We start from the raw sequence: 26,441 nt of genomic DNA, 5'->3' as shown, positions 1-26,441 counted from the left end.
CCCGCCTGGGGCGTGTGCGTGTCGGAAGGCGGTCGCGGGGGTGTTCAGACGGCGAGCGAGCAGAGGCTGCGGTCGGCGACCGTGCTGAGCAGATACAGGACGGCCGCTGCGATCATCACCCAGGCCAGTTCGTGCATGCCGCTGGTTCCGGCGTGCTGGCCGAAGGCGCGCGCCGAGGCCGCCGACGCCACCATCGACCCCATGTAGGCGGAGGTGCGCAGCAGCCCGGCCGAGGCGGCCAGACGCTCCGGATCGGCCTGCCGGTACAACGAGTTCTGCAGCGCGAGGTTGTTGAGCCCCTGCGGCACACCGAACACCAGGGCCACGGCGAACAGCGTCCAGAGGGGGCTGCTCGCGTGGAGGAGGAGCAGCAGCACACAGGCGATGATCTGACCGGCCGCGCCGACGACGAGTTTGCCGCGCACTCCCTTGCGGCGTCCCGTGAGCGTCGACACGACGATGGCCAGCGCGAACATCGGCAGCTGCACGAGCCCGGCCTCGGAGGCGGAGAGCCCGCGGCCTTCCTCCGCCCACTGGGTGAAGCCGTAGAGGAAGGCGTAGGAAACGACGTACGCGACCAGGCTGCGCCCGTAGGTGGCGAGCAGGGGCGCGTTTCCGCCGAGGACCCGCAGGTCGATGAAGGGTTCGTCGACGCGCAGCTCGCGCCGGGCGAAGACGAGGGCCGCCAGGACGGACATCGCGAGGAGGTACAGCGACGTGACGCCCGGATTCATCAGGAACAGCAGCAGGGTGACGAGCATGACCGCGAAGAGACCGATCCCGGGGAGGTCGAGGCGCGCGGCGGCGCCTCCCCGGCCGGTGGGCGGGGTGTACGGCGTCTTCGGCAGTCGAAGTACCCCGAGCACCAGTGCGGCGACGGCGAGCGGGATGTTCAGGGCGAAGGTGGCACGCCAGCCGCCGACGCCGATCAGCAGGCCGCCGAGGGCCGGGCCGATGACGGCGATGGTCTGGTTGGCGACGGCGAGCAGGGTGAGCACCCCGCCGGGGCTGTCGTTGCCGGTGCGGTCGGCCTCGCGGCGCAGCAGCGACATCGCGGCCGGATATCCGGCGCAGGTGCCGAAGCCGAGCAGTACCCGGGCCCCGATGAGGACGCCCAGGCCCGGGGCGAGCATGCCGATGATGCCCGCGGCGCCGACCAGGGCGGTGCCGATCAGGAAGAGCCGGCGCGGACCGAAGAGGTCGATGAGGCGCCCCACGACGGGCTGGCCGATCGCGGTCGCGAGATAGAGCGCCGAGACGAGCCAGGCGGTCTCCGAGGGCGGGGCACCGAATGCGGCGCCGATCGGGACGAGCGCGACGGCGATGATCGTCGAGTTGATCGGGTTGAGGACCGAACCGATGATCATCGGGGGTATCAGGCGGCGGTCGAAGCGACCGTCCGGCTCGGCCCGCGCGCCGTCGCCCTCGCGGGGCGTCTCGCCCACGGGTATGGGCGGCTTGCCCTCACTCATGGTCGATCAGCTTCTCCAGGACGGCCATCGCCGCCACGACCGTCTGCCGCTCGTCCTCCGTGCAGCGTTCCTCCATCACGCGGGTCAGCCAGGCGTGACGGGCCTCCCGGTCGCCCTCGGCCCGTTCACGGCCGGGGGCGGTGAGGGTGACGCGCTGCTTGCGGCCGTCCCCGGGGTCGGGATGGCGTTCCACGAGCCCGAGGTGGGAGAGCGCCGCGACCGTGGTCGCCATGGATTGCGGGCGCACCCCTTCCATGGCCGCGAGGACGCTCGCCGTGGTGGGCCCGTTCTTGGAGAGCCGGGCGAGGACGGAGGCCTGGGAGGGCGTGATGTCCGCGGCGTCGTTCACGCTCCGGATGCGGCGGCGCAGACGGCCGACGGTCACCAGGACGGCCCGCGCGGCGCGGACGGCTGACGCGGATGCGTTCTCGGTCTTCTCGGTCATGCCCCGACGGTAAATCCTTCAGTTTTGACTGTCCAGTTCAGCTTGAACAGTTTGCCTGCTCTATACGTACCGGCCGCATCGGCGGGGAGGGCATGAACTCCCGCGCCGGGCAAGGAGCGGAAGGGGCGGGACCGACGGGTCGAGGGGCCGTCGAGGGCGGCGACGTCCTCGTACTCGACAGCGCGAGCGTCATCGAGGCGCTGCCGGCGGAAGACAGGGCCTAGGGTTCGGCGCATGGACTCGCTGATCGACGCCGTCGCCGCCCATGCCGAAGCCGCCCGTTTCCTGGCCTGGCCGGGCGACTTCGAGCTCGGGCGGTGCGACCACGGCGAGAGCGTCCACCTCGCGTCGGGTGCGGCGTTGGAGGGTTTCGCGGGCGACGGGGCGGGAGGCACGTTCTTCTTCTGCGGTGAAGGCGGCGAGGAACGCCCGGTCCTGTACGCGGACTCCGAGGGCGGCGCGGCCCTGGTCGCGATCGGACTGCCGGAGCTGTTGCGGCTGCTCCTGGTCGCGCCGTGGTGGCGCGACTGCCGCGCGTTCACCGCGGCGGAGAGCCGGGAGCTCGCCACCGAGTACCTGGAGGACATGCCGGACCTGGCAGTGCGACGGGACCGTGCGGCCGAGGCGCTCGGCCTCGTCCTTCCGGCCGAGGGCGAGGTCCTGGCCCGTCTGCACCAGGTCGCCACCGTGACGGGCAAGGACTTCGTGCTGGTCCTCACGGCGGAGGACGAGCCCTACGATCCGCTCATCGAGGGCTGAGCGGCACCGGCCCGTCGGCGCGTCCGCGCCGCACCGGCCGACCGTCCCGCCGCCCCGGCAGGGACGTGACCGTGCTGCTGGGTCGCCTCGGGACGGGCCGGAAGCACGATGTGGACCCGGCCGGGGCCGATATGGGTGATACGTGCGCCGAGACGGGCCATCAGGCCCTGGCGGTCGAAGCTCTCCCGGACACGTTCCCGGACCTCGGGGCTCGCCTGTTCCCGCTGCCACCGCTCTCCATGTGCCCTCCTGTACGTACGGGACGAGAGGGATCCATCGGCCGGTCGGGCGTTCTCGGCGGCCGGAGCCCTCCGATGCCGGTCATCATGGCTCCGGGAGCCCGGAGGGCAGCGGTCCGGTCGGGGCGACGGACCCGGGCGGTCGCAGTTCGGCACGTCGCAGCACGGGGACCGACAGGCCGATCACCGCGGCCAGCAGGCAGATCGCACCGCATCCGGCGAAGAACGCGTCCGCTCCCCACAGGGCAACCGTGACTCCCACGGCCGGGAAGAGCGCGGGTGCGAGGCCGAGCGTGCACAGGCTCGTGACGGAGGTGACCCGGCCGAGGTAGCGGGGGTCGGTCCCGGTCTGGACCAGGGCGCCGGTCACCGTCGCGGTGAACCCGCTGGTCGAGCCGATCGAGGCGCCGGACAGCACGGCGACGGGCAGCGACGGGGCGCTCCCCAGGACGACCGCTCCCGCCGCGGTGACGAGCAGCGCGCCGGACACCGCCAGTCCGGGGCGCGGTATCCGGGGCGCCACGGTGAGCAGCAACGCGGCGGCCGCGGCTCCCGCACTGAACGCGCTCGCGATCCACCCCATGCCGGACGCGCCCCAGCCGCGCTCCTCCGCCAGGAGCACCAGGCCCGTGGCGACCGGACCGCTGAAGCACATCTCACTGAGACCGATCACCACGACCAGCGGTGCGAGCATCCGGTGACGGCGGACGTAGCGCAGCCCGTCGCCCAACTCGCTCCGGGCGGAGCCGCGTCGGGACGCCGACTCGGCCGGACCGGCGATCCGTACCGTGAGCAGCACGGCGAGCGAGGCGGCGAAGAGCACGCCCGCGACCGTGAAGGCCCCGGCCGCGTCACCGAACGCCATCACCGATCCCGCCAGGAGGGGGCCGACGGCGTTGCTCAGCCGGATCGACAGCCCGCGCATCCCCTGGACCCGGGCGAGTTGCTCGGGCGACGTGATGCGTGGCGGAAGCGCACCCACCGCGGGCATGAACACCGCGTCGACCACGCCGAAGACCAGTGCGACCGCGACCAGCAGCCACACGCTCGGGGCGGCGAGCGCCACCGTCGCGGCCACGGCGAGGATCACCGCGCAGCGGATCGCGTCGCTGACAACCGCGACCCGGCGCGGTCCGAACCGGTCGGCCACCACGCCGCCGCCGAGCATGAGCGCCGCACGGGGCAGCGCCCCCGCCGCGACCACCAGCCCCGCCTGCGACGGCCCGCCGACCCGGGTGGCCGCCCAGGACAGGGCGAGGAAGTACACGACGTCGCCGGTGACCGAAGCCGTGTAGGCGGCGAGCCAGCGCAGGACGTTGGCGTCCCGGTAGGCGGCGCGCGCGGGCCGGGCCGTCCCTTCCGCGCTCATGCGTCACCGGTCGGCGGCAGAGCCGTCGCCGCCGCCGGAAACGCCTGTACCTGCACGACCACCGGGGCGCAGCCCTCGGACGGCTCGCCGTCCCCGTTCCGGTACCGGGCGATCACCTCGAAGATCTCGCCCCGCATCCGGTCCACGTCGCCGGGCGTCAGGTGCAGCAGGAAGTCGCCGTACGCGCTGGCGTCGAGCCATTCGTCGGGGAGGAGGGCCACCTCCTGCGCGGCCCGGCGCAGCCGGTCGGCAGCGGCCACGGCGACCGCCCGTGTGTACGCGCGTCCGGCTTCGCGCCGCTCGGCCGGAGCCGCCGCGGGCTCGTGGACCGACTGGCGGTGGGCGGATCTCCACCATCGCTCCCGGCCGGTGCCCCTGGCCGGTTCTTCCACGATGAGTCCGCCCGTCGCGAGGCGGCGCAGGTGGTAGCTGGCCGCGCCGGGGGTGATGCCGAGTTCGGCACCGACGCGGGTGGCGGTGGAGGGACCGCGCTCGCGCAGCAGGCCGAGCACGTTCAGGCGCAACGGGTGAGCGAGCACCCGCAGGGCCGCGGTGTCGAGTTCGACGTCCCGGTCCGGGGACGAGGCGGACGGAGCGGAGGAGATGGCCATGCGCCGAAGATAAACCTGAAACAGTTATTTCGAAAGAGATGTTGTGAAGGAGGGCTGCCGTACGTCGGCGAGGACGGTCGTCCGTCAGCCGCGGGCGGCGGCCAGGGAGATCATGCGGTGCATGACCGACGTCGGGAGCGACGGGTTCCGAGCGGCGTCCTCGGCGCTGTGCTCGTCGAGGAGCAGGGGGATCAGGACCTCCGGCGGAAGGGCCGGGTTCTGCCGGGCCGAGCGGCGGGCCCGGTGGTCGGCATCGGTGGTCAGCCGGGCGGCGGACTCCGGCGACAGGCGCGGGTCGTCGGCGGCGCGGCTCCGCACCTCGCCATCGGGGTCGGCGCTGAACCGCTCGATCAGCGGGGCGCTCGACGCGGGGTCGTCGAGCGCCAGGAGGCGCATCCGGGGCCGGGGGTCGTCGGCGAAGCGGATCAGGTCGTGGCGGGGGAAGTCGGGATGGTTGCGGGGACGCCCCGGGAACGAGAAGCTGCCGTACCACCGGCTCCACACCTCCAGGAGCAGATCTCCCGGGGCGTCGTCGCAGGATTCGGTGAGGAAGAGGCGTACGACGCGGTCCTCGTCGTGCGCGAGGAGCTCCACGACGTCCGGCGGGAGGTGCGGAGCGCGGGCCGCACTGCGGCGGATCCGGAGGTTCCGGGACCTGGCGAGGCCGCGCATCGCGTCGGCGTCACCGTGCAGGGCCGCGATCCACCACACCGCGTGGGTGCGGTCCTCGGGAGCGGCGTCGGGGACGGTGGCTGCCATGGCCGCGATCGCGGCCGGTCCGGCAGGTGGCCGGGACGCGGAGTCCGGCGCCGGTTCGATGCCCGTCCGTACGCCGGTTTCGGGATGCGCGGCCCATCGCGCCCTCTGCTCGGCCGCCGGCTCGGCCAGGGCATCCCGGAACGCCGAACGCGGGGTGGCGGCGAGGAGTCGGCTCCACTGCGCGGGTGAGAGCCTCCCCGACTCCGCGGCCGTGCCGCGGACGGTCCTGGACGGGTGGACGACCGCCGAGTCCCGGACGCCGGCCGGAAGGTCGTCGCGGTAGAGGGAATGCACGAGGGGCCGCTCCCTCGCGTCGAAGAGGCCGGTCAGCACCTCGGCCGGGGCCGCCCGATTGCAGCCCAGACCGCGCAACCACGCGTCGGAGAGCTGTCGGGACGGACGAACGTCCCCGGGCAGCGCGGCCCGGACATCCGGGTCGGCTTCGGTCTCGGTCATCCGCCGATCGAACAGGCGGGAGGCCGGAAGGATCAAGGCGCCGGGTCCGGGACGCGCCCCGGTGGCGGGCATTCCGGCCGCGTGTCCACGGCGACCGGCCGGTTGCGGGGCGGCGGCCCCGGGGCCCGCTTCGCCTCCGGGCGGCGGGACGTACTCCGTGCCGAGGTGGACGACCGCGGCCACCGGTTGCCTTGGGGCCGACGAGGGCGAAGGACGGACCTTGCCCGATGACGGCCGCGCAGTGATCATGGAGGCCCACGGCTGGGCCGAACGGTTCGCATCCGCTGCCACTCCCCGTTCGGTCCCTGCCGAACCGATCGACGGAAGGTCGTCCGTGCGCAAGCTCGTGTACTACATCGCGTCCACTCTCGACGGTTTCATCGCGGGCCCGGACGGCGCCGACCCCACCGGTCCGGACGGTTTCTGGCCGGTCCCCGAGGACTATGTGCAGCACCTCGTCACCGAGTACCCGGAGACCCTGCCCGCGCCCGCCCGCGCCGCGCTGGGCATCACCGACGGCGGCACGCGTTTCGACACCGTCCTCGAAGGACGGCGCTCGTACGAGATCGGTCTCCGGGCCGGACTGACCGATGCCTACCCGCATCTGCGGCACCTGGTGTTCTCCCGGACTCTGAAGGAGAGCCCGGACCCGGCGGTGGAGCTGGTCGCGGACGATCCGGTGGCCACCGTGAGGGAGTTGAAGCAGCAGGACGGAAAGAGCATCTGGCTGATGGGCGGGGCCGAGCTGGCCGGTGCGCTGTACTCGGAGATCGACGAACTGATCGTCAAGCTGAGCCCGATGACCGTCGGCAGAGGGATCCCGCTCTTCTCCGACAAGGCGGTGTTCGACCCGTGCGGCTGGGATCTCACCGACCACACCGTCCTGAAGTGCGGGGCGCTCTTCCTCACCTACGCCCGCAAGGCCGCCGCCGGGTAACGGCGGCGCGTCGGAGCGCCGAACCGCGGTCGGCCCCGGCAGGAGCGTGCCTCGCCCGGCTGCCCCGCATACGGCACCGGGAACGGAAACGTCGTGGCCGACCGGTGTGCCGTACGGGTAGCGTCCGGGCTCCGGCCAACCGTTTCGTGGCCTTCGACGTCCAGAGAGAGCTGTTCCCATGATCACCCGGCAAGCGACGACGACCCTGTGGCGCCCGACCGGCCCCCAGGAGCTGGATCTGGTCCGGGAGCTGAACTGGCGTGCGTGGCCGCCCCGGCTGCCCGAGCAGCCGATCTTCTACCCGGTCCTCGACGAGGACTACGCGATCATGATCGCGAGGGACTGGAACGTACGGCACGACGGAGCCGGGTTCGTCACGCGGTTCGAGGTCGATGCGGAGTTCCTGCGCCGCTACCCCGTACAGCAGGCCGGTGGGCGCACGATCCTCGAACTGTGGGTTCCGGCCGGGGAGCTCGACGACTTCAACGCCCATATCGTCGGCGAGATCCAGCTGGTCCACTCGTTCCACCGATGAGCTCGGCCCGTGCCGGCGCGTGCGAGGATCGCGGCGTGAACGATCTGCGCATCCGCCTCGCCGGTGAAGGCGACCTCGCCGCCCTCGTCCGCCTGCGCGACGACGCCGCCCGCTGGATGCTCGCCCAGGGCATCACCGGCCAGTGGCAGCCCGGCGAGCTGGGCGAGGACCACTTCCGCCGGATCATGGCGAGTGGCGAGGTGTGGATCGCCGAGGACCGTGACCGCACGGCCGGGGCCTGGGAGTTGTGGTGGGCGGACGAGGACGCCTGGGGGCCGCAGCCGCCGGTGGCCGGCTATGTGCACCGGCTGATGGTGGACCACGGCAGCGCCCGGCCGGGGACGGGACGGTTGCTGCTGCGGGCGGCGGAGCGCCGCGTGGCCGGGGCGGGGCGGGCGTTCGTCCGCCTGGACTGCCTGGCCACGAACACACGCCTGAACGCCTACTACCTGGCCGACGGCTATCGGCGCGTCGGCCACAAGGCGGGCAAGCACCAGCCCGGCGGCGTACCCAAGTCGTTCACGCTCCTCGAAAAGACCCTGGAGTGAGGCGCGCGGGGCCCCCGTCCCCGTGATGAGACGCGTGACCGCCGCACGGTTCACGGCGCGATCCGACGCCGGGCGTTCCGGACCGGCCGCGGTGGGGCGGGATACGGGGGCGGCCCCGTCCCGAGCCGGGACACGCCCGGCGGGCGGCGGGCCGCTGCTCGCCCGGGGCCTCGCCGGGGGCTCGCCGGGTGGCGAGGGCGTCCCCTTCCGTCGCAGAATTTTGCACAACGCGCAAACTTGCATAGCATGCACTTCATGAGTGCCGCCGACATGCCCCTCGGGCTGCGTGAGCGCAAGAAGCGCGCGACGCGTGACGCCCTCGCGGACGTGGCGCTGCGCATGGCCGCGGACCGCGGGATCGAGAACGTGACCGTGGAAGCGGTCACCGACACGGTCGGCGTGTCCGTGCGCACGTTCTTCAACTACTTCCCGTGTCTCGAAGACGCGATCACCCGCCCCGACCAGGACAACGCCGAGCGGACCCGTCGGGCGGTGCTCAACGCACCGAAGGAACTCACCGCGCTCAACGCCCTGCGCGAGGCGATCGGCCAGGAACTCGCGCACATCGAGGAGGACCACGAGCGCTGGGAACTCCAGATGGCGGTGCTCCGGGCGAGCCCTTCACTGCTGTCCCGGTTCCTGGCCGCCCGGGGCGCGGACGAACGCGCCCTGATCGCCGCCGTGGCCGAACGCCTCGGCCAGGACCCCGAGTCCGACCTCTACCCCCGGCTTCTCGCACATGTGGCGATCGCCGCCGTGCGCGCCGCCGTGGAGCTCTGGGTGGCCTCCGGCCGCACCCGTACGTTCCAGAGCATCTACCGCGAGGCGTTCACCGCGCTGGCCGTCGGCCTGAACGCCTGAAGCACGGCTGCCGCACAGCCGAAGCTCGACCGAACTCCCGAAGCACCTGCGAAGCCCCACCGGGGCTCTCACCCGAGAATCCGAAGAACCAGAGAATGAGGAACGCCAGCCGATGAGCGCTGCCGTCACACCCGAAACCGGTACGGCCGGTGCGCCCGCCGAGGCCGCACCAGCCATGACGCGTCGTCACATACTCCAGGCCATGTCGGGGCTGATGGCCGGCATGTTCGTGGCCATCCTGGCCTCCACCGTGGTCTCCAACGCACTGCCCCGGATCATCGCCGATCTGCACGGCAGCCAGTCCTCGTACACCTGGGTGGTCACCGCCGAGCTTCTGGCGATGACGGCGACCGTCCCGATCTGGGGCAAGCTGTCCGACCTCTACGACAAGAAGCTGCTCATCCAGCTGTCCCTCTCGATGTTCATCATCGGCTCGCTCGTGGCCGGTTTCTCGCACAGCGTCGGCCTGCTCATCGTGAGCCGCGTGGTGCAGGGCATCGGCGCCGGCGGCCTCACGGCGCTCGCCCAGGTCGTGATGGCGGCGATCATTCCGCCGCGTGAACTCGGCCGCTACTCCGGCATCTTCGGCGCCGTGTTCGCCGTCGGCACCGTCGCGGGTCCGCTCATCGGCGGTGTGCTCGTGGACACCTCCTGGCTGGGGTGGCGCTGGTGCTTCTTCATCGGGGTGCCGTTCGCGCTGCTGGCGATCGTCCTGCTCCAGCTGACGCTGAAACTGCCCACGGTGCGCAGGGAAGTCAGGATCGACTATCTCGGCGCGGTCCTCATCATGAGCGGGGTCAGCGCCCTGCTGCTGTGGGTGACCCTCGCGGGCAACCGCTTCGACTGGGCGTCGTGGCAGACGGCCGCCCTGGTCTCCGCCGGTGTGGTCCTGCTGACCGCCGCGGTGCTGGTCGAGTCCAAGGTCCAGGAACCGATCATCCCGCTGGACATCTTCCGCAACCGCACCGTGGCACTGACGACGGTGGCGAGCCTGCTGGTCGGCGTGGCCATGTTCGGCGGAACGGTGTTCCTCTCCCAGTACTTCCAGATCTCGCTCGGCAAGTCGCCGACGATCGCGGGTCTGATGAGCCTGCCGATGATCCTCGGCCTGATGATCTCCACGACCGTCGCCGGGCAGATCATCTCCGCCCGGGGCAAGTGGAAGGGCTTCCTGATCGCGGGCGGCGTCATCATGACCGCGGGCATGGGCCTGCTGTCCACGATCAGCGCGGACTCCTCGTTCGGCCTGCTCAGCGTCTACATGGTGGTGCTCGGCGTGGGTGTCGGCATGCTGATGCAGAACCTGGTGCTGGCGGCCCAGAACGACGTGCCCGCCTCGGAGCTCGGCGCCGCGACCTCGGTGCTGTCGTTCTTCCGCAGCCTCGGCGGGGCGATCGGCACGAGCGCGCTCGGCGCCGTGCTCAGCCACCGGGTGGCGAGCGAGATGGCGAAGGGCTTCGGCGGGGCGGCGGACAACGGGGGTGCCGGCCACGGCGTCCCCGATCTCTCCAAGCTTCCCGAGCCGGCCCGCGAGATCGTCGAGCACGCGTACGGGATCGCCACCGCGGACGTCTTCCTGATCGGAGCCCCCTTCGCGTTCCTCGCCCTGATCGCGGTGCTGTTCATCAAGGAGAAGCCGCTCAGGACGCAGAGCGGCATGGAACGGCTCGCGGAGGAGAACGCCGCCGCGGCGAAGTCTCCGGGCGCCCCGGCGCACTGAGCCCGGAGGGACCGAAGAGCCCGAAGAGCAGGACGCAGGCCGCCGTGCACGGCCGGACTCCGCGCAAGCGCACACGAGGCGCACGCGTGAGGACGTGCCGCGCACGGCGGCCGCGCTCTTTCTCCGGCGGCCGCACTCCTTCTCCGGTGTCAGCCGCCTCTCCGGTGTCGGCCGCTTCCCCGCTGTCAGCCGCCGGAAGCGGTCGGCCAGGCTCCCGGCGCCGCCGCGCGCCGGGGCTTGCGCCCGGCGGAACGGTTGCTGATGAGCGCCTGCCGGATCTGGGCGGCGGTCGCCCGCGCGTGGTCCGAGGTGGAGATCGCGTCGGCGGAGGCGGGTACGAAGCGGTGGGCCGGCTGCCGGCAGTACGGGCAGGGCGCGCCGTCGGCGAGGAGATAGCCGTCCTCGCACGCCCGGTTCGAGCAGGCGCCGGGGCTCACCAGCGCTTCGGCGATCTCCTGGGGCGCCCAGCGTCGGCGGTTCTCCTCGTCGCGTTCGTGGATCGCGTGGGACCAGCGGTTGCTCCAGCGCCTCTCGACGCGGTCGAGGAGCTGGGCGGCCGTGCGGTGCGTGAGCTCCTCGAACAGGATGTCGGGGAGAGTGCGTGGCACCCGGTGTCCGAGGGCCTGGAGCAGCGGCTGGGGAAAGCCCTGCATGATGAAGCGCATCGGGTCGTTGCCCGGACTCTGCCTCCACTGCCGGCAGTGGCAGACGCCTCCGTCGGGCAGCTCGCCGTGGCAGCGCGTGCACTGTCCTCGGCAGTCCAGGCAGATCCCGTCCTTGAGCCCCTCCAGCTGCGGTGCCGGTGCCCTGCCGCATTCCCGGCAGCAGGCCGCGCACCGGCCGCAGAGCCGCTCGTTGCCCTGCTGGGTCGTCCAGCTCCGCTGCTGGCAGCGGCAGCACAGACTGGTTTTGCAGTGGTCGCTGTGCTCGCCGTTGTACCGGCCGAGGGGAGCGAAGGACACGGTGCTTCCTCATTTCGGACTGGGGCGGGTCGGCGGAGCACGTGCGACGGTCCCGGACCACGTCGGGCACTGGCTCGACGCGGAGCGGCAGCCCCTCCCCCGCACGATGTCGCTCCGTACAGCCTAAGGGCTGTCCCGCGATCCCTGACGGGCGCGGGCTCAGGGGCCCCTCAGCCGCTCTCCCGGATGAACCGGCGCAGTTCGCGGGCGAGTGCCGCCGGGTTGTCGAGAGGGACCAGCGTGCCCGCGCCGGGGATCTCCACGTACCGCCCCTGCGGCAGCAGTCCGGCGAGACGCCGGCCGGTCGCGGGCGGCATCATCCGGTCCTCCGCTCCCCAGGCCACCAGCGCGGGCCGGTCGAAGTGCCGCAGCCGTTCGGCGGCCCGCAGATAGGTGTCCTTCCGCGTGGAGCGCAGGAAGCGGGCGAGGTCCCGGCGGATCGCCCGGTCGGTCAGCAGTGGCCGGTACCAGCGGCGCACCCGCTCGTACGGGATGCCGCGCGCCGTCATGCCGCCCAGCGAGCTGCCCATCGCCACCAGGAAGGGCACCCGGAAGGACTGGAGGAGCAGGAAGAGGCCACCCGGCAGCCGGCTCGCGGCCACCAGGGTGCGGCCCTGGATGCCCGGCGGGTAGTTGTCGAGCGCCTCGCAGGAGGTGAGCACCAGCCGGGCGATGCGTTCGTCGCGTACGCCGGGCAGGAGCTGGGCCGTACCCGCGTCGTTCTGCACCAGCGTGACCTCGTGCAGGTCCAGCCGTTCCAGGAACTCGGCGAGCAGATCCGCCACGCCCTGGGCCGACAGGTCCGCGGACGGCCGCATCGGGCGGCGGTGGCTGCCGAGCGGCAGGACGGGGACCACCACGCGGAAGTCCCCGCGCAGATCCGCCACGACGGCGTCCCAGACGGAGTCGTCGAAAGCGAGCCCGTGGACGAGCACCACGGTCCCGCCCGTGCCCTTCCCGGTGTCGGTGTAGTCGATGGTTCCGGCGCTCAGTCCGATCTCCGGCATGGCATGGCCTCCCGCGACCGTGACCGGTCGGACCGGTCCGGTGCGAGGTTATCCGCCGCGGGGGCCGGCGGCGACACCACGGAGGCCGGAGCCCCGTACGGCTCGGCCCTTGCCGCGGCCGGGACCATGGGCGGGGCGGGTGCGGCGGACGCCGGAACGCGCCTCCCGCACGGCCGCTCCCGCTCCCGGCGGCAGCCGTCCGTCCCCGTTCCGGGACGGGCGGGTCAGGTGGTGGCCACCAGCAGATCCTCTCCGCTCGACGGGCGGAGTCCATCGGTCCGGCCGGCGAAGTACCGTTCGGCGAGCAGCGCGCCCGGTACGTGCCGGACGTCCGCGATGCCCGCCTCGCGGGCCAGTGCCAGCATGTCCTGCGGGGTGTAGAAGCTGACGAACGGGGTCCCGGAGGCTCGGGCGCCCTTCTCCGACTCCTGGAGAGCCGGGCGGTCGGCGTCGTCGAGGAGTTCGGGCGGCAGCAGGAACGTCATGGCGAGGGTCGAGCCTGGAGCGAGCGACGCGACCTTCCGCAGGGTGGCCTCGGTGGCCTCCCTGGTGAGATACATCGTGACGCCGGTGGAGACGACGACCGCCGGCCGGCCGGGGTCGAAGCCGACGGCGGCCAGCTGCTCCGTCCAGGATTCACCGGACTCGAAATCGACCGGTACGAGTCGCAGCCGGTCGGGGATTCCGTAGCCCAGCTCGATCAGGCGGCGGCGTTTCCAGGCCTGGGGGCCGGGCCGGTCGACCTCGAAGATCCGCAGGCGGGCGGCGAGGTCCGGTCTGCGCTGGGCGAAGGTGTCGAGTCCGGCCCCCAGGACCACGTACTGGCCGACGCCCCGGTCGGCCTGCTCGGTGACCAGGTCCTCGATGAAGCGGGCGCGGGCCACGACGGACGCCCGGAACCCGCTGGTGACAAGCGGGTCCATGTCCGGGCGCAGACGCCAGTCGTCCCCCGGGTCCGCCAGCCGCAGGCCGGTCTCGTCCTCGAACACATGGGGCGGCGGGTCGGCCTGGACGTGCATCGCCCGCCAGAGGGCGACCCGCACGGCCGTGTTGTCGGGCTCCCCGGTCTGCTGGTCCGTCACGACGTTCTCTCCCTGTGGTCCTTGCGGTCGGTGCGCGGCCGGAGCCCGGAGGTCCCGGCGGGCCGGTCGCGAAGCCCTTCCGGCGGCGCCTCCCATGTCCGCGCGTACTCCCATGGGAGAGGATGCACGCTACGCGCACCAGTCGAACCACGCGGAGCAATCGTGCATGCGGAGGCGACGGATCTCGCGGCGGCGGTACGCGCGGGCGGCGAACGTGCGGTGCGGGCCCTGCTGGAGCGGTTCCGGTCCGGACACGGTCGCCACGACCGGGCTGCCGGTCCCGTGCGCGGCCGTGGCCGCGTACGACGCGCGTGTCGCAGCCGCGCCGGTGGCGGGCGGCGCGGACCCCGACCGGCCGCTGCCGGACGGAACCGCGCCGCTGTGGCGCGCGGTCGACGGCGGGTCACCGGCGATCGTCTCGGCGGTGCCGGGCGACGACCCCGGCCGCCGCTCGCGGAAGGGGTACCGTGAGCGGCCGCTCGCGCCGGAACGGAGCTGGTACGAGGCGGGCGAAGAAGTCCGCGGGCGGCCCGCGACGCCCCGCGGAGGCCGGGGCCGTCCAGGGCGACGTCCGATTCCCGCCAGCGCCGGTACGGGTCGACGCGGAAGCTGGAGCCATGACGACGACTCATGAGGCGCGGGCCATCGATCCCGCCGTACTGAAGCAGCTGCGGGAACGGGACGACGCCGGTCGTGCACGGGAACCCGTCACCGACCGGGAGGGCGGTGCCCCGCTGCGCTGCTGTCTGCGGCACAGCGAGGCGGGTGAGCGGATCGCCCTGGTCTCTTACGCGCCGCTGCGCCGCTGGGCGGCGGAGACAGGCGCCGAGCCCGGCCCGTACGACGAGTGCGGCCCGGTGTTCATCCACGCCGAGGAGTGCGACGGGCCGGCCCCCGGCCCCGGCTACCCGGTCGCGCTGCACGGAGCTCGCCGGGTGCTGCGTGCCTACGGGGCCCGGGGGAACATCCTCGGCGGGAAGCTGATCGAGATCCCCAAGGACCGGGCCGCCGAAGTGGATCACGCACTGGACGAGGTCTTCGCCGATCCGGACGTGGCACTGGTGCACGTCCGCGCGGTGGAGTTCGGCTGCTTCATGGTCGAGGTCCGCCGCCGGTAGCCGGGGAACCGGGCGGGTGGCCGGAATCATGCGCCTGCACCGCCGACGGCGCAGGCACATGGTTCCGGCGCCGCTGGGGAGCGGGAGCACTCGGGCCTGCCACAGCCGCGTCCACGATGCTGCGCAGATACTCCGCGTTCCCAGCGGCACGCCCAGCCTGCCGCACGACACCGGCCCCCGGCGGACGTTGAATCGCGGGTCGGTACACGTATCTGCGCTCCCGGCCCCGGTCACCCGCCTGGCGTCGGCATACGTACCGGGGGCGCAGTGGGCATACGTACGGCCGTACCGGCGCCTCCGGCCCGGGGGCTCGCTCGCCGCGGCTGGGGCGGGCCCACAGCCCTTGATGGGCGGGCGTCCCACGCCGCACGCCCGCCCGGGATCGCGGGACGGCCTCAGGCGTCCAGCACCGACGCGATCTCGGTGCGGGAAACGATGTCGAGCTTGGTGAGGATGCGCTCGACGTGGGTGTCCGCGGTCCGCTTGGAGATCACCAGGTGCTCGGCGACCTCGCGGTTGGACAGTCCTCGCGCGACCAGTGTGGCGACCTCGCGTTCCCGCGGGGTGAGCGGCTCGGCCGCCGCCCCGGGCTCCGACCGGCTGCGGGGCAGGCGCCGCACCCCCGTCGGCCGGTCGGCGTCCGCCCGCACCGCCTCCAGGATCTCCGTCCCGGAGAGCCGCGCCCCCACGTCGTGCCAGCGCGCGTACTCCGCGTCTCCCAGCGCCTCCCGCACGGCGTCACGGGTCGCCTCCTGCTGTTCCAGCACGGACGTCAGCATGGCCACCGGGTCGCCGCTCAGCCGCCGCGCGCCTTCCGCGTAGCCCAGCAGCCACGCCGCCCTGACATGGCGTCCCTGCTGTGCGGCATGCCAGGAGAGGCCCAGGCAGCAGAGCGCGGCGACCAGCACGTCGCCGATCTCGCTCATGGCGTCCAGGGCCTGACGCAGCACGTCCGCACCCTCCTCGTGGCGCCCGGCGAGCCAGCGGACGAGGCCCTGGGCCATGAGCGTGGAACCGTAGAACTGCCGGTCGCCCGTGCCGTGCAGATGCTCCAGGCCCATCTCGCACAGTTCCAGGGCTCCTTCGGTGTCCCCGAGCACCGCGCGCAGCAGGGCCCCCTCGTAATGGACCATGCTGATGCCCAGTGAGTCGCCCACGGCGACGATCCGCCGGCGCCCCTGTTCCAGGTCGGCCAGTCCCTCGTCGATCTCGCCGCAGAGCGCCCGCATCGCTCCGAGGTACGGCTCGGTGAACAGTGCCACGCGCTGTTCGTCGCAGTTCAGAGCCGTCTCCCGCGCCTGCTGGAAGAAGGTCGGCGCCTCGGCGAGATCGGCGGTCCAGGTGGCGATCACCCCGGTCATGAACAGGCCCCAGGCCCGTTCCTCGCAGTCCTCGGGCACCAGTTGGAGCCCCTTGCCGATCCAGTACCGCCCCTCCGACAGGGTGCCGGTCGCCCTCCAGTGCGGGGCGAGCTGCACGGCGAGACTCAGTCCTTCCGCCGCGCGGTCCGCGGCAGTGAACGCGTACTTCATGGCGGCCCGGATGTCGGCGATCTGGCCGCGCACCGCCCGGTGCAGTTCCGTCTGGGCGGGGGTGATCAGCTCGTCCCACAGACGACGGGCCGTGTCGCGGTGGTGGGCGAAGTGGCGCTCGCGTACGGCGGCCGCGCCGCTCTGCTCGTCCAGGCGTTCGGCACCGTACTCACGGATCGTGTCCAGCAGCCGGTAGCGCGCCCCGTCCTCGCCGACGCGCTGCACGACCGACTTGTCCACCAGGCCGAACAGGGCCTCCAGTACGGCGTCGGAACGCAGTCCGTCGCCTGCGCCCACCCGTTCCGCGGCCGACAGTTCGAAGGGTCCGGCGAAGACGGAGAGGCGGGCCCAGAGCAGGCGCTCCGCCGGGGTGCAGTGCTCGTACGACCAGCCGATGGTCGTCCGCAGTGTCTGGTGGCGGGCGCAGGCGGCGCGCCGGCCTCCGGTGAAGACCTCGAACCGGCGGTCGAGCCGGGCCACCAGCTCACCCAGCGGGGCGACCCGCAGGCGTACGGCGGCCAGTTCGAGGGCGAGCGGGATCCGGTCGAGACGTTCCACGAGCGCCAGTGTCTGGGTGCGGTTGGATTCGGTGACGGTCCAGCCCGGCAGGACACGGGCCGCCCGCTGCGCGAAGAGCTCCAGGGCGTCGTCCACTCCGAGCGGGGCGATGGCCATCGTCTGTTCGTCGGGCACGTCGAGGGGCTGCCGGCTGGTGGCCAGGACACGGACCTCGGGGGCCTCGCGCAGGAGCACGTCGCACAGTGCGGCGCAGGCGTCGACCATGTGCTCGCAGGTGTCGAGCACGATGAGCAGCCGTCGTTCCTGGACGTGGGCGACGACCGCGTCCAGGTGTTCCATTCCGGCGTGCTCCGGGACACCCAGGACGGTGGCCAGCGTCGCGGGCACCAGTTCGGGGTCGGAGAGCGCCGACAGCTCGGCCAGCCAGACCCCGTCCGGGAACCGTTCCCGCAGTCCCTCCGTCGCGCGCAGGGCGGTGCGGCTCTTGCCCACGCCGCCGGGCCCCACCAGGGTGACGAGCCGAGCCTCGTGGAGGGCTTCCTGGATCAGCGCGATCTCCTCGGCACGTCCGACGAAACTGGTCCGCTCGGCGGGTGGTTGGCCACTGCGCCGCTGCCCGAAGCCGAATCCCATGGGGCCCCCGTGATGCTCAGGTACCTCGCCCCTTCGCGAGGTGTCAGCACAGTGTAGATGTGTGACTTCGGAGTGTTGTCAGGGTACGGGGGGATGTACGGATGCTGTGAGGGTTCGGGGCATCCGGTGTGCGGGGGCGACAAGGGGGCGCGGGGTTCCGCGCGTCGCCTCCCGCGTCCGCGCGGTGAGTCGGCGGCGGGCACGGGAGTGGCTTTCCCCGGCGGGCCGCGCGCCCGCACCGTCCGGCAGCGGGCGCGACGCCGTGTTCAGAGGGCGAAGCTCTCGGTGTGGATGCGCTTCTGCGGCACTCCGGCCTGGACGAGCGCGGCGACCGCCGCGACGGTCATGCCGTGCGGCCCGCAGAGATAGACGTCGCGCCGGGCGAGGTCGGGGACCAGACCGCGCAGTGTCTGCGGGGCGAGCGGGTTGAAGGAGGCGTCGGACGGGCCGAGCAGGTAGTGGAGCCCCGCGCGGCGGTCCGCGGCGATGGCCTCCAGCTCCTCCCGCAGCACCAACTGGTCCTCGCTGCCCGCCCGGTAGAGCAGGGTGATGTCACCGGGACCGCCCGGCAGCGTCTCGAAGAGGGCCCGCATCGGCGTGATCCCCACGCCGCCCGCGAGCAGCAGCACCTTGCGCCGCTTGCGGCGGTGGGCGGTCATGGCGCCGAAGGGCCCGGTGGCCAGCACCCGTGTGCCCGGTCTGAGTCGTCGGATCCGCCGGGTGTGGTTCCCGACCGCCTTCACCGTGATCCTGAGCTTGTCGTCCCGTACGGGTGCGGAGAGCGAGAAGGGAAGCGCCGAGTGCCAGACCCGGCGCTGGAGGAACCGCCACCGGAAGAACTGCCCTGCCTCCGCGGCGAGTTCGTCGAGCCCGTCGCCCCGCATCACGACGGAGAACACATCGGGCCCCTCGGCCTTGACCTCCACCACCCGCAGGTTGTGTCTCAGCGCCTGTCGCACGGGGACGACGAGGCGGTACCGGACGAGCAGCACGACGACCGCGGTGTGCAGCAGCAGCCACAGCCACAGGGCGCAGGAGTTGGCGGCGAGGTCCGGCCCGGTCAGCTGGTGCGCGACGCCGAGTGCGGCGCCCAGGTAGGTGAGCAGATGCACCGCCCGCCAGGTCTCGTGCGGGATCCGGCCGCGTATCGCACGGGCCGACACGGCACCGGCCGCGCAGAGCAGCACCAGGCCGAGCGCGGCGACCGCGAGTGGTGTCCGGCCGAGCATCCGCACCGCCGAGGTCAGCAGGTCGTGCCCGTCGCGTGCGGCGGATCCGCACAGGGCGAGCAGCGCGTGTCCCAGACACAACAACAGCACCCAACGCCCGCCCCAGGAATGCCACCGGGCGAGCCGGTCGGCACCGACACCGTGCTCGACGGCGGGGACCCGCGCCATCAGGAAGAACATGCCGAGGGCGCCGTACCCGGCGAGCAGGCCGGTGAGATGCGCGAACGTCGTGAACAGCTCGTCGAGCCGGGCCGTCGGCCGCATACCGACGGCCCACAGGGCCAGGACCCAGACGGCGCCCGCGATCAGCCCGCCCCGCAGGGATGCCGGAGAGATCCGCGCGGGAGCCGACAGCCGGTCGCGGGCGGTGAGGGCCCCTTCCACCACCCGTGCCGGCAGGGCGCGAAGCGACCGTTCGGGCTTCTCCCGGTGCCTCGTCCGTATGCGTGCCGCAGGTGCGGTCCGGCCCGCGGCGTGCCGTCGGCCCGGAACCGGCCCGGGGGACGAGGGTGCGGTGCGTGAGGTGCGGCGCCGGCCGGCCGGAGCAGCCGTCGGCCGCGCGGCGGAGAGTGTCGTACCGGATTGACGAGGATCCCGAGTTTCCACAGAAATGAACGTAGCGGCTCGGTTCCGGTGAAAATGCCGTCGAAGGCTTCCCCGGGCATCCTTAAGGTTCTCTTGAGTTCCGCTTCCGGGTCGACTAAGCATCGACGCACCATCTCCTTGTGCATCAGTGACCGGCGGTCCGGCAATGGAATGGAGGAAGTCGGCGGCAGGGAATCTCACCCACGCCCTGCACCCGCCGGGAATTCGCCGTACCTTCCGGGAATGCGCCGGGCCGGACAGGAAAGCGGCGGCCTCATCTCTCGGCACCGTTCGCGACCGTCACCTGCCGCGCGGAGAGCGCGCGCGGCTCGGGAACCGCGCGGTCGCCGTAGGGTCCGGGCAGGGCCGCCCGGATTCCGGCCCCGTCGTGCAACGGCAGGGCCACGGCCCCGGGTTCGGGCCAGTGCACGGGGGCGGGAACCGGCCCGGGGGCGCCCTCGACGTCGGCCGGTGTCAGCCCGAACCGGGACCAGGGCACGGCCTCGGCCGCGTCGTCCCACTCCTGGTCGGTCACCAGCGCGTGCCGTCCGGCCGTGGCCGGTCGCGGTGCCGAGGGCCCGGGGTCGTCCGTCCACGCGGGAGACGGCGCGTCGTCGGGCATCCGTTGCGGCCGCACCGCTTCCCCGGGGGCGGCATGCCTGCGTGTGCCCTCGGCGGCGGTCACCACGACCCCTTCGGCGGGGCGTCCCCGGCGGCGTCCGGTCGCTCCGGAGCCGTTGCGCGAAGGAACTGCCGCAGCGCCCGGGAGTGCGCCGCCGAAGGTGCGCCGGTCGGGCTCCGACGCGCCGCCGGTGTCCCGGCCCGCCACGAGCGGTATGTCGAGGACATACGCGCTGCCGCCCGTCTCCGGCACCTCGCGCGTGCTCACCACCCCGCCGTGCGCGCCGACGATGCCCCGCACGAGGGGCTGGTGCACGGGATCGCCGCCCGCGTGGGGTCCCCGCACCTCGATCCGGGCGAGGTCGCCCCGTCGCGCGACCGCGACCGTGATCGTCGGGTCGGCGCTCCCCTCCCCCGCACCGCACAGCGCACCCGTTCCGCCGGCCGGGCCGACGCCCGCGACATCCGCGACGAGGTGGGCGAGCGCGGTCGCGAGCCGTTCCGCGTCGACCTCCGCGTCGACCGGCGGGGTGTCCACGGAGAACCGGAGGCGCGCGGGGCCGATCAGCTCGACGGCCCCGTCGATGCCGTCGTCCACGACCCGGTCGAGCAGCACGGCGTTCCTGTCCAGACCGTCCGTGCCCGCGTCGAGCCGTTGGTAGCCGAGCACATTGTCGACGAGGGCGGCCGTCCTGGCGTATCCGGCGGCCAGACGGTGCAGGAGCCAGTTGGCCTCCGGCCACAGCTGGACGCCGTCGTCGGCCGCCAGGGCGACGAGTTGGGTGCGCAGCTCCTCCAGGGTGCCGTGCAGGACGCCGTCGAGGACGGCCGTCAGCTGGGCGTGCCGGGCTGCCAGGGCCGCGTACCGCTCCTTGTGCCGGTCCAGTTCGGCGTCGTGGCGGGCGACCTGGTCGGCGAGCTCGGCCTCGTGTCCGCGCTCCAGCTCCTCGTACGGGCGCCGGTCGGTGAACGTCATGACCGCCCCGACGAGTTGGGCCCCGTCGCGTACGGGTGCGGTCGTGATGTCGACGGGAATGCGTGTGCCGTCCCGCGCCCACAGGACCTGCCCGCGGACGCGGTGCTTGCGGCCCGAGGCGAGGGTGTCCGCGAGCGGCGACTCCTCGTACGGTCGGGGCTCGCCGTCCGCCCGTGAGTGCAGGATCAGCGAGTGGAGCTGCCGGCCGCCGAGCTCGCCGGCCCGGTAGCCGAGGATCTGTGCCGCGGCGGGGTTGACCAGCACGACCCGTCCGGCGGTGTCCGTACCGATGACGCCTTCGGACGCGGCGCGCAGGACCATCTCCAACTGCTTCTGCGAGCGGGCCAGTTCGCCCTCGGCGTCGAGGGTGCCCGCGAGGTCCCGGAGCACGAGCATGAGCAGTCCGTCACCGCTGGGGCCCGCGGTCGGGGCGTAGACCTCGCACCGCTCGTCCAGGTGGACGCCGGTGACCTCGGCGGCGAACTCGCTCCCGTCCGCGCGCCGGACGGTCATGCGCTCCGGTGCCGTGCGGTCCGGTCCGGCGCCGCCGTCGGGCCGGGGGATCGAGCCCGGCAGGAGACGGGGGTCGAAGCCGGGCAGCAGGTCGAACAGCCCGCGGCCCACGAGCGCGGTGCCGGGCCTCTCGAACATGGCGAGGGCCGTGGTGTTGGCGTCGACGACGGTGCCGTTGCCGTTCACGAGCACGAGGCCGTCGGGGAGGGCGTCACACGGGGCCGTGAGGCCGCCGGTACCTCGGGATGGGCTGTTGTTCACGACGGCGCTTCCTTCCTGAACCATCACGTCCTGCCTGCCGGCACCACCGGGACCGGTGGCTTCCTGCCAGGCCGGGGCACGGGCGGGTGAGTGCTGTTGGGTGCGGGCCCGCCCGTGCGGGTGCGCTGTCGCGGCATGGGCGGCGACGGCACACCCGTACGAGCGCGCGGCGTCGGGCCGTTCGGCCCGCCGCGCTGCCCCGTGGTGTGCCCCGGCGGGTCCACCGGGGCGGGGGACGTCAGCGGCCGCCTGCCGCCGAGCGGCGCCGGCCGAGGGCGAACAGGGCCGTCGCGCCGACGGCCAGGACTCCGGCTCCGGCCATCGCGATGTAGGGGGTGGTGCTGTTGCCTCCGGTCTCGGCGAGCGTGGTGCCCTCGGACTGCTCGGCAACGCCCTTGACCTCGGGTTCGCCGGCGGTGCCCGTGGTGGAGCCGCTGCCGGACGCCGGCGGGACGGCGGAGGCGCCCGACGGGGCGGCGGCGGTGCCGTGGCCCTGGTGCTGCACGGAGGACTTCCCGGCGCCCTCCGCGATCTTCTGGTCGGTGGGGGCGGACGCGGCGGGTGCCGGAGCACCGGATCCGCTGCTCTTGCCGCCCTTGCCGCCACCGCCGCCCCCGGTGTCCTTGCCGAAGACGACGTCCGAGCAGGTGTAGAACGCTTCGGGCGAGTCGGAGCGCTGCCAGATCGAGTAGATGAGGTGGCGCCCGGACCGCGTGGGCACCTGCCCCTTGAACACGTAGTCGCCGTTGTCCATCGGGGGGTCGGCGACCGTCACGAAGGGCTTCGCCTCCAGGTCCGACCACTTGAGCGGCCGCGTCGGGTCGTACGAGTCCTTCGTGACGTACAGCTCGAAGGAACCCTTGTGCGGGGCGGTGCCCTTGTAGCGGAAGGTGTGGCTGCCGGCGGTCATCTTCGTGGACGGCCAGTCGGCCCGCGGCAGGTCGAGTCCGCGGTACTTCTCGTTGTTGGCGCTGCACAGCTTGCCGTCGGGAATGATCTGCTTCGACTTCCCGGCCGCGTTCGCGATGTTGACCGCGTTCCAGTCGTAGAAGGCCTGCTTGCCGCTGGCCGCGACGGCGGCCTTGCACGCCGCGGACTGCGGCGACTCCACGCCCTCCGCGTAACAGGCGGCCACGCGGCTGACCGGATCCGTCATCGACCCGTGGGCCGACGCCGGGGCAGTCGACGAAACAGCGATGACAAGCGATGCGGCACCCGCGGCGGTACACACGGCGGCCTTGCGGCGAACGGTCATGGATAGAGCTCCTCACCAACGATGATGTCCGGGGGGAACGGGCCTACGGGGCAGCCGTGTTCGGCACGCCGTCTCCGTGGCCCGGCGATCAGCAACCTAACCCCGGACAACCCGCCGACCCGGCGGTGAGAACGCCGAAGGGCCATTCTTATGGATGCCTTAAGGAGTACCTCAGGTTGTGATCACCAAGGACCGAAATGTTCTGGACCGGGACGGCGAACACGGCCTGCGCACCCCCCTTTCCCGCCTCTTCCGACCACGCCCGTCGCGCTGTTGGGCACGACCGGTAACGATTGCGACTCGCTAGCCTTATCGGAGTCATATGGACGGGAATCCGCGTGATTTCCGTACCTAGGATCCCCGTGTACTCGGACGGCGCGTCAGCTCCCGCACGAGTCCGTACATCTGCCGCAGGCACTTTCCCCCGCGTATATCGACCGACAACGCGGAGCGGCCTGCTTTCGAGGGGAATTCAATGCTTTCTTTCTTCAGGCGTGGCCTCGCCCGCCTGGCCGTCGTGTCCCTGGCGCCGGGACTCGTCGCAGCGGGGGCGATGGCCTTCGCGGGTCCCGCGGCGGCCGACGAAGGCGATCACAGCGCGGGAGGCGCCACCGCGCAGCTCGGCGGTGTGACCGAATACGGCCGGGTGACCATCGAGGAGAAGGACGGGAGCCGCTGGTCCGTCGAGACGGCGGGCCTGTTCGAGATGCGGACCGCGCAGGGCGGCAAGCTCGCGACGTACTGCATCGACCTGCGGACCGGGGCCAGACAGGACTACCACTACAAGGAAGTCGGCTGGGACCAGTCCTCCCTCCATGACAACGCGGACGCCGGGAAGATCCTCTGGGTCCTGGAGCACTCCTACCCGAAGGTCGCGGTGGCGGATCTGGCCGGGAAGGCCGGTGCCAAGGGGCTCGACCGGAATGACGCCGCCGCGGCGACCCAGGCGGCGATCTGGCACTTCTCGGACAAGGTCACGGCCACACCGGCCGATCCCGATGCCAAGCTGCTGACCGAATACCTCCTGGGCGGGGCGGAGAGCCTCCAGGAGCCGAAGGCGTCCCTCACCCTCACCCCGTCGTCCGTCGCGGGCAGGTCCGGCGGCCGGCTCGGTCCGGTCACGGTCGGCACCGACGCGCCGACCGCCGCCCTGTCGCTCGCCCCGGGCGCCCCGGCCGGCGCCCGGATCGTGGACAAGGACGGCGCACCCCTCAAGGACGCCAAGAACGGCGACCAGGTCTTCGTGGACGTCCCCGCCGGGACCCCGGACGGCTCGGCGGAACTGACCGCCCGCGCCACCACGGGCGTTCCGCTCGGCCGTGCCTTCGTCAGCACCGACGGCCCCAGCCAGACGCTGATCCTCGCCGGTTCCACCCCCTCCGCCGTCTCGGCCAAGGCGTCCGCCTCCTGGGCCGGGAAGGGCGCCGTGCCCGCCGTCACCACCGCCCACAACTGCGCAAAGGGCGGGGTGGACGTCACGGCCTCCAACGAGGGTGACGAAGCCTGGACATTCGACCTCAAGGGTGTGAAGCACACCGTCGCCCCCGGTGAGACCAGGACCGTGACGGTGCCCGTCGCGGAGGACGCGGCGTACGACTTCACCGTCACCGGTCCGAACGGCTTCGAGAAGACCTTCCACGGAGTCCTCGACTGCAAGACGGCCGCCCCCGGCACCAAGCCGACACAGGCACCGTCCGCCGAGCCGTCCCCCGCGACGACCGAGGGCCCTGCCGTGGACGCCGCCGGTTCGGCCGGTTCCACCACGGGCGGGGACCTCGCCGAGACCGGCGGCTCCAGCGCCACCCCGGTGATCGCCGCCGTCGCCGCCGCACTCGTCGTGCTCGGCGGGGGCGCGGTGTTCCTCCTCCGCCGGAAGAGGACCGCCCGGGGGTGAGCCACCCGCACCCCGACGTCCGGCCCCGGAGCACCTCGCTGCTCCGGGGCCGTTCCCATGGCCGCCGGCGCCACGTGTTGGCCGGGATCATGGTCCGGACACGGTGAAGAGCGCGCCGTCAGGGTCACGGACGATGTAGGCGTCCTTCGGGGGGCCGTCGCACACGGGCACCCATGACGACTCGCCGCCGTCGTCGACGGCGGTGGCCGCGGCCCGTGCGCTGTCCTCGACGCGGAAGTCGACGATCCACCGGGGCCGGATCCTGGGGTCCGCGGCGGTCTCGACGCCTCCTCCGCGCAGTGTGGCGACCGTACGCCCCTCCAGTGCGACGCGGACGTGGTCCTGCGCGTAGTCGACGGTGCAGCCGCCGGGCTGTTCGGCCCAGCCGAAGACCTCGGCGTAGAAGATGGCGGCCTCGAAGGCGTGCCGGGTCTGCAGGTCCAGCCGTGCGGGGGCGCTGCCCCGTCCCACCGACCAGGCCGGGGCGGTGCCTTCCCAGAAGCCGAAGACGGCCCCGTCGCGGTCGGCGGCGATCGCCGCCCGGCCCTCGCCCACTTTCACGGGGCCGACGGCGAGCGTGGCGCCGCGCTCCCTGATCCGGTCCGCGGTCTCGTCCGCGTCGTCCACCGCGAAGTACGGGGTCCACACGGCGGGAAGGCCGGGGGCGGGAGAGCAGCTTCCGATCCCGGCGACGGGGTGGCCGTGCGCCATGGCGACGGAGAAGGTGCCGCCGAGGGTGCCGGCGACGAATTCCCAGCCCATTACGTCGCGGTAGAAGCCCTGGGCCGCGCGCAGATCGCGGACCAGCAGACTGACCCAGCAGGGAGCTCCGTCCACGGGCCTGATCCTTCCGAGGGCCGCCATCAGATGCTCCTTCGGGTCTCCCGCCGCCACGGACGGCTGCACCTCCGGGTCTCCCGCCGCCCGGGGACGGCCCGGTACCGCCCCTCGATCCGTACGAACGATTCCTCCGGGTCGCGGTGGTCGGCCGCGCATGGCGATGCCACCCCTTGCCCGTGGCCACCGGTTCGGGCCCGGTGTTCCAGGCTCTGCTCCACGGCTCTGTTCCACGGCGCGGACGGGCCCACCCGGCCCGCGGCCCTCTGTCACCTCCGGTTCGTCGGAGCCGGCCCGTTCCCTGAAGAGCAGCACATCGGGGTGGGAACGGGCCGCACCCGCGCTCTCGTCCCCGCTCCCGTCCGGTCCCCGTGACCGGCTGTCGCACGGTGCGCGCTCACCGGTGACGGGGCTGTGCCGTGGGCAGGGCCGAGTTCGTCATCCCACGGTGTACCCCGGGCCGCTCCCCCGCACCTCAGCACGGAGCCTTCCGCGCCCGATCCCGCGCCGGGACCGTCCGAAGCGCCCTCCACCTGCGACGAAAGGCCGTGCGACGCCTGCGGCCAGGGCCGTCGCGATCAGCGCGCGGGGGTGCGCGGGCGGTGATCGGGCAGTCGGCCCTCGGCGTGGGAGAAGTCTTCGGGCAGGCCGAACAGCCGGGCCTGCGCCCCGCCCACCGCGCCTCGCGCGTCCGGGCGTTCCCGTT

The 26,441-nt window shown here is 72.9% G+C and carries 21 protein-coding genes; 8 read left to right on the top strand and 13 right to left on the bottom strand.

Translation table 11 applies throughout. The features are described from left to right. Nucleotides 1–44: 44 nt before the first annotated feature. The gene (locus ACFVFH_RS14965) at nucleotides 45–1,472 is read right to left on the bottom strand and encodes an MFS transporter (RefSeq protein ID WP_383767697.1); all 1,428 of its coding nucleotides are present in this window, start codon (nucleotides 1,470–1,472) and stop codon (nucleotides 45–47) included. After that, nucleotides 1,465–1,917, bottom strand: coding sequence for a MarR family winged helix-turn-helix transcriptional regulator (locus ACFVFH_RS14960; protein WP_383767694.1), 453 nt, complete (start codon nucleotides 1,915–1,917; stop codon nucleotides 1,465–1,467). The genes ACFVFH_RS14965 and ACFVFH_RS14960 overlap by 8 nt, the downstream gene beginning before the upstream one ends. A 234-nt stretch (nucleotides 1,918–2,151) precedes the next feature. Here ACFVFH_RS14960 and ACFVFH_RS14955 point away from each other — a divergent pair, with 234 nt between their 5' ends. After that, nucleotides 2,152–2,676: a hypothetical protein gene (locus ACFVFH_RS14955; RefSeq protein WP_383767691.1), complete on the top strand. Its 525-nt coding sequence runs from the start codon at nucleotides 2,152–2,154 to the stop codon at nucleotides 2,674–2,676. Between the two features lie 324 nt (nucleotides 2,677–3,000). Here ACFVFH_RS14955 and ACFVFH_RS14950 read toward each other — a convergent pair whose 3' ends face one another. From ACFVFH_RS14950 to ACFVFH_RS14940, 3 genes are all read right to left on the bottom strand, one after another. Continuing rightward, complete coding sequence (locus ACFVFH_RS14950) at nucleotides 3,001–4,284, bottom strand: MFS transporter (protein WP_383767688.1); 1,284 nt, start codon at nucleotides 4,282–4,284, stop codon at nucleotides 3,001–3,003. Next, on the bottom strand, nucleotides 4,281–4,895 hold the full coding sequence (locus tag ACFVFH_RS14945; RefSeq protein ID WP_383767685.1) for a helix-turn-helix domain-containing protein: 615 nt from the start codon (nucleotides 4,893–4,895) through the stop codon (nucleotides 4,281–4,283). The genes ACFVFH_RS14950 and ACFVFH_RS14945 overlap by 4 nt, the downstream gene beginning before the upstream one ends. A gap of 84 nt (nucleotides 4,896–4,979) precedes the next feature. Continuing rightward, nucleotides 4,980–6,110 carry a hypothetical protein gene (locus tag ACFVFH_RS14940; RefSeq protein WP_383767683.1) on the bottom strand — a complete coding sequence of 377 codons (1,131 nt, stop codon included), beginning with the start codon at nucleotides 6,108–6,110 and terminating at the stop codon, nucleotides 4,980–4,982. 334 nt (nucleotides 6,111–6,444) lie between these two features. Here ACFVFH_RS14940 and ACFVFH_RS14935 point away from each other — a divergent pair, with 334 nt between their 5' ends. The 5 genes from ACFVFH_RS14935 (at nucleotide 6,445) to ACFVFH_RS14915 (ending at nucleotide 10,711) form a co-directional block, all read left to right on the top strand. Next, nucleotides 6,445–7,047 (top strand): dihydrofolate reductase family protein, encoded by a 603-nt coding sequence (locus ACFVFH_RS14935; RefSeq protein ID WP_383767680.1) that lies wholly within the window; start codon nucleotides 6,445–6,447, stop codon nucleotides 7,045–7,047. A gap of 178 nt (nucleotides 7,048–7,225) precedes the next feature. Next, nucleotides 7,226–7,582: a hypothetical protein gene (locus ACFVFH_RS14930; RefSeq protein ID WP_383767678.1), complete on the top strand. Its 357-nt coding sequence runs from the start codon at nucleotides 7,226–7,228 to the stop codon at nucleotides 7,580–7,582. Continuing rightward, the gene (locus ACFVFH_RS14925; protein WP_383767675.1) at nucleotides 7,579–8,130 is read left to right on the top strand and encodes a GNAT family N-acetyltransferase; all 552 of its coding nucleotides are present in this window, start codon (nucleotides 7,579–7,581) and stop codon (nucleotides 8,128–8,130) included. Before ACFVFH_RS14930 ends, ACFVFH_RS14925 begins: the two co-directional genes overlap by 4 nt. Nucleotides 8,131–8,385: 255 nt before the next feature. Continuing rightward, complete coding sequence (locus tag ACFVFH_RS14920; RefSeq protein ID WP_383767672.1) at nucleotides 8,386–8,991, top strand: TetR family transcriptional regulator; 606 nt, start codon at nucleotides 8,386–8,388, stop codon at nucleotides 8,989–8,991. A 112-nt stretch (nucleotides 8,992–9,103) separates the two neighbouring features. Continuing rightward, nucleotides 9,104–10,711 (top strand): MDR family MFS transporter, encoded by a 1,608-nt coding sequence (locus ACFVFH_RS14915; RefSeq protein ID WP_383767669.1) that lies wholly within the window; start codon nucleotides 9,104–9,106, stop codon nucleotides 10,709–10,711. A gap of 185 nt (nucleotides 10,712–10,896) precedes the next feature. On the opposite strand, the gene ACFVFH_RS14910 is transcribed toward ACFVFH_RS14915, so the two are convergent. From ACFVFH_RS14910 to ACFVFH_RS14900, 3 genes are all read right to left on the bottom strand, one after another. Further along, entirely contained in the window at nucleotides 10,897–11,673 is a 777-nt protein-coding gene (locus tag ACFVFH_RS14910) for a hypothetical protein (protein ID WP_383767667.1), read from the bottom strand. 170 nt (nucleotides 11,674–11,843) lie between these two features. Continuing rightward, a complete protein-coding gene (locus ACFVFH_RS14905; protein WP_383767664.1) occupies nucleotides 11,844–12,680 on the bottom strand; it encodes an alpha/beta fold hydrolase in 837 nt (278 codons plus the stop codon). A gap of 224 nt (nucleotides 12,681–12,904) precedes the next feature. Then, nucleotides 12,905–13,762: a class I SAM-dependent methyltransferase gene (locus tag ACFVFH_RS14900; RefSeq protein WP_383767661.1), complete on the bottom strand. Its 858-nt coding sequence runs from the start codon at nucleotides 13,760–13,762 to the stop codon at nucleotides 12,905–12,907. Nucleotides 13,763–14,379: 617 nt separating this feature from the next. Here ACFVFH_RS14900 and ACFVFH_RS14895 point away from each other — a divergent pair. Then, entirely contained in the window at nucleotides 14,380–14,880 is a 501-nt protein-coding gene (locus ACFVFH_RS14895) for a DUF1203 domain-containing protein (protein ID WP_383767658.1), read from the top strand. A 395-nt stretch (nucleotides 14,881–15,275) separates the two neighbouring features. Here the strand turns inward: ACFVFH_RS14895 and ACFVFH_RS14890 are convergent, their stop codons facing one another. The 4 genes from ACFVFH_RS14890 to ACFVFH_RS14875 form a co-directional block, all read right to left on the bottom strand. After that, nucleotides 15,276–17,564 carry a LuxR C-terminal-related transcriptional regulator gene (locus ACFVFH_RS14890; protein ID WP_383767655.1) on the bottom strand — a complete coding sequence of 763 codons (2,289 nt, stop codon included), beginning with the start codon at nucleotides 17,562–17,564 and terminating at the stop codon, nucleotides 15,276–15,278. 266 nt (nucleotides 17,565–17,830) lie between these two features. Continuing rightward, nucleotides 17,831–19,180: a ferric reductase-like transmembrane domain-containing protein gene (locus ACFVFH_RS14885; protein ID WP_383767652.1), complete on the bottom strand. Its 1,350-nt coding sequence runs from the start codon at nucleotides 19,178–19,180 to the stop codon at nucleotides 17,831–17,833. A 472-nt stretch (nucleotides 19,181–19,652) separates the two neighbouring features. Then, a complete protein-coding gene (locus tag ACFVFH_RS14880; protein ID WP_383767649.1) occupies nucleotides 19,653–21,749 on the bottom strand; it encodes a PAS domain-containing protein in 2,097 nt (698 codons plus the stop codon). 238 nt (nucleotides 21,750–21,987) lie between these two features. After that, nucleotides 21,988–23,004 carry a lytic polysaccharide monooxygenase gene (locus tag ACFVFH_RS14875; RefSeq protein WP_383767646.1) on the bottom strand — a complete coding sequence of 339 codons (1,017 nt, stop codon included), beginning with the start codon at nucleotides 23,002–23,004 and terminating at the stop codon, nucleotides 21,988–21,990. A gap of 475 nt (nucleotides 23,005–23,479) precedes the next feature. Between ACFVFH_RS14875 and ACFVFH_RS14870 the strand changes: the two genes are divergently transcribed. Then, nucleotides 23,480–24,898, top strand: coding sequence for a Cys-Gln thioester bond-forming surface protein (locus tag ACFVFH_RS14870; RefSeq protein ID WP_383767644.1), 1,419 nt, complete (start codon nucleotides 23,480–23,482; stop codon nucleotides 24,896–24,898). 87 nt (nucleotides 24,899–24,985) lie between these two features. On the opposite strand, the gene ACFVFH_RS14865 is transcribed toward ACFVFH_RS14870, so the two are convergent. Next, nucleotides 24,986–25,762 (bottom strand): VOC family protein, encoded by a 777-nt coding sequence (locus ACFVFH_RS14865; RefSeq protein ID WP_383767641.1) that lies wholly within the window; start codon nucleotides 25,760–25,762, stop codon nucleotides 24,986–24,988. Between the last annotated feature and the right edge of the window lie 679 nt (nucleotides 25,763–26,441).

This window comes from Streptomyces sp. NPDC057697, from assembly GCF_042799335.1.
In the GTDB taxonomy this organism is placed as follows: Bacteria; Actinomycetota; Actinomycetes; order Streptomycetales; family Streptomycetaceae; genus Streptomyces.
Note: the sequence above shows the minus strand (reverse complement) of the source record. Positions and strands in the feature narration are given on the sequence as shown.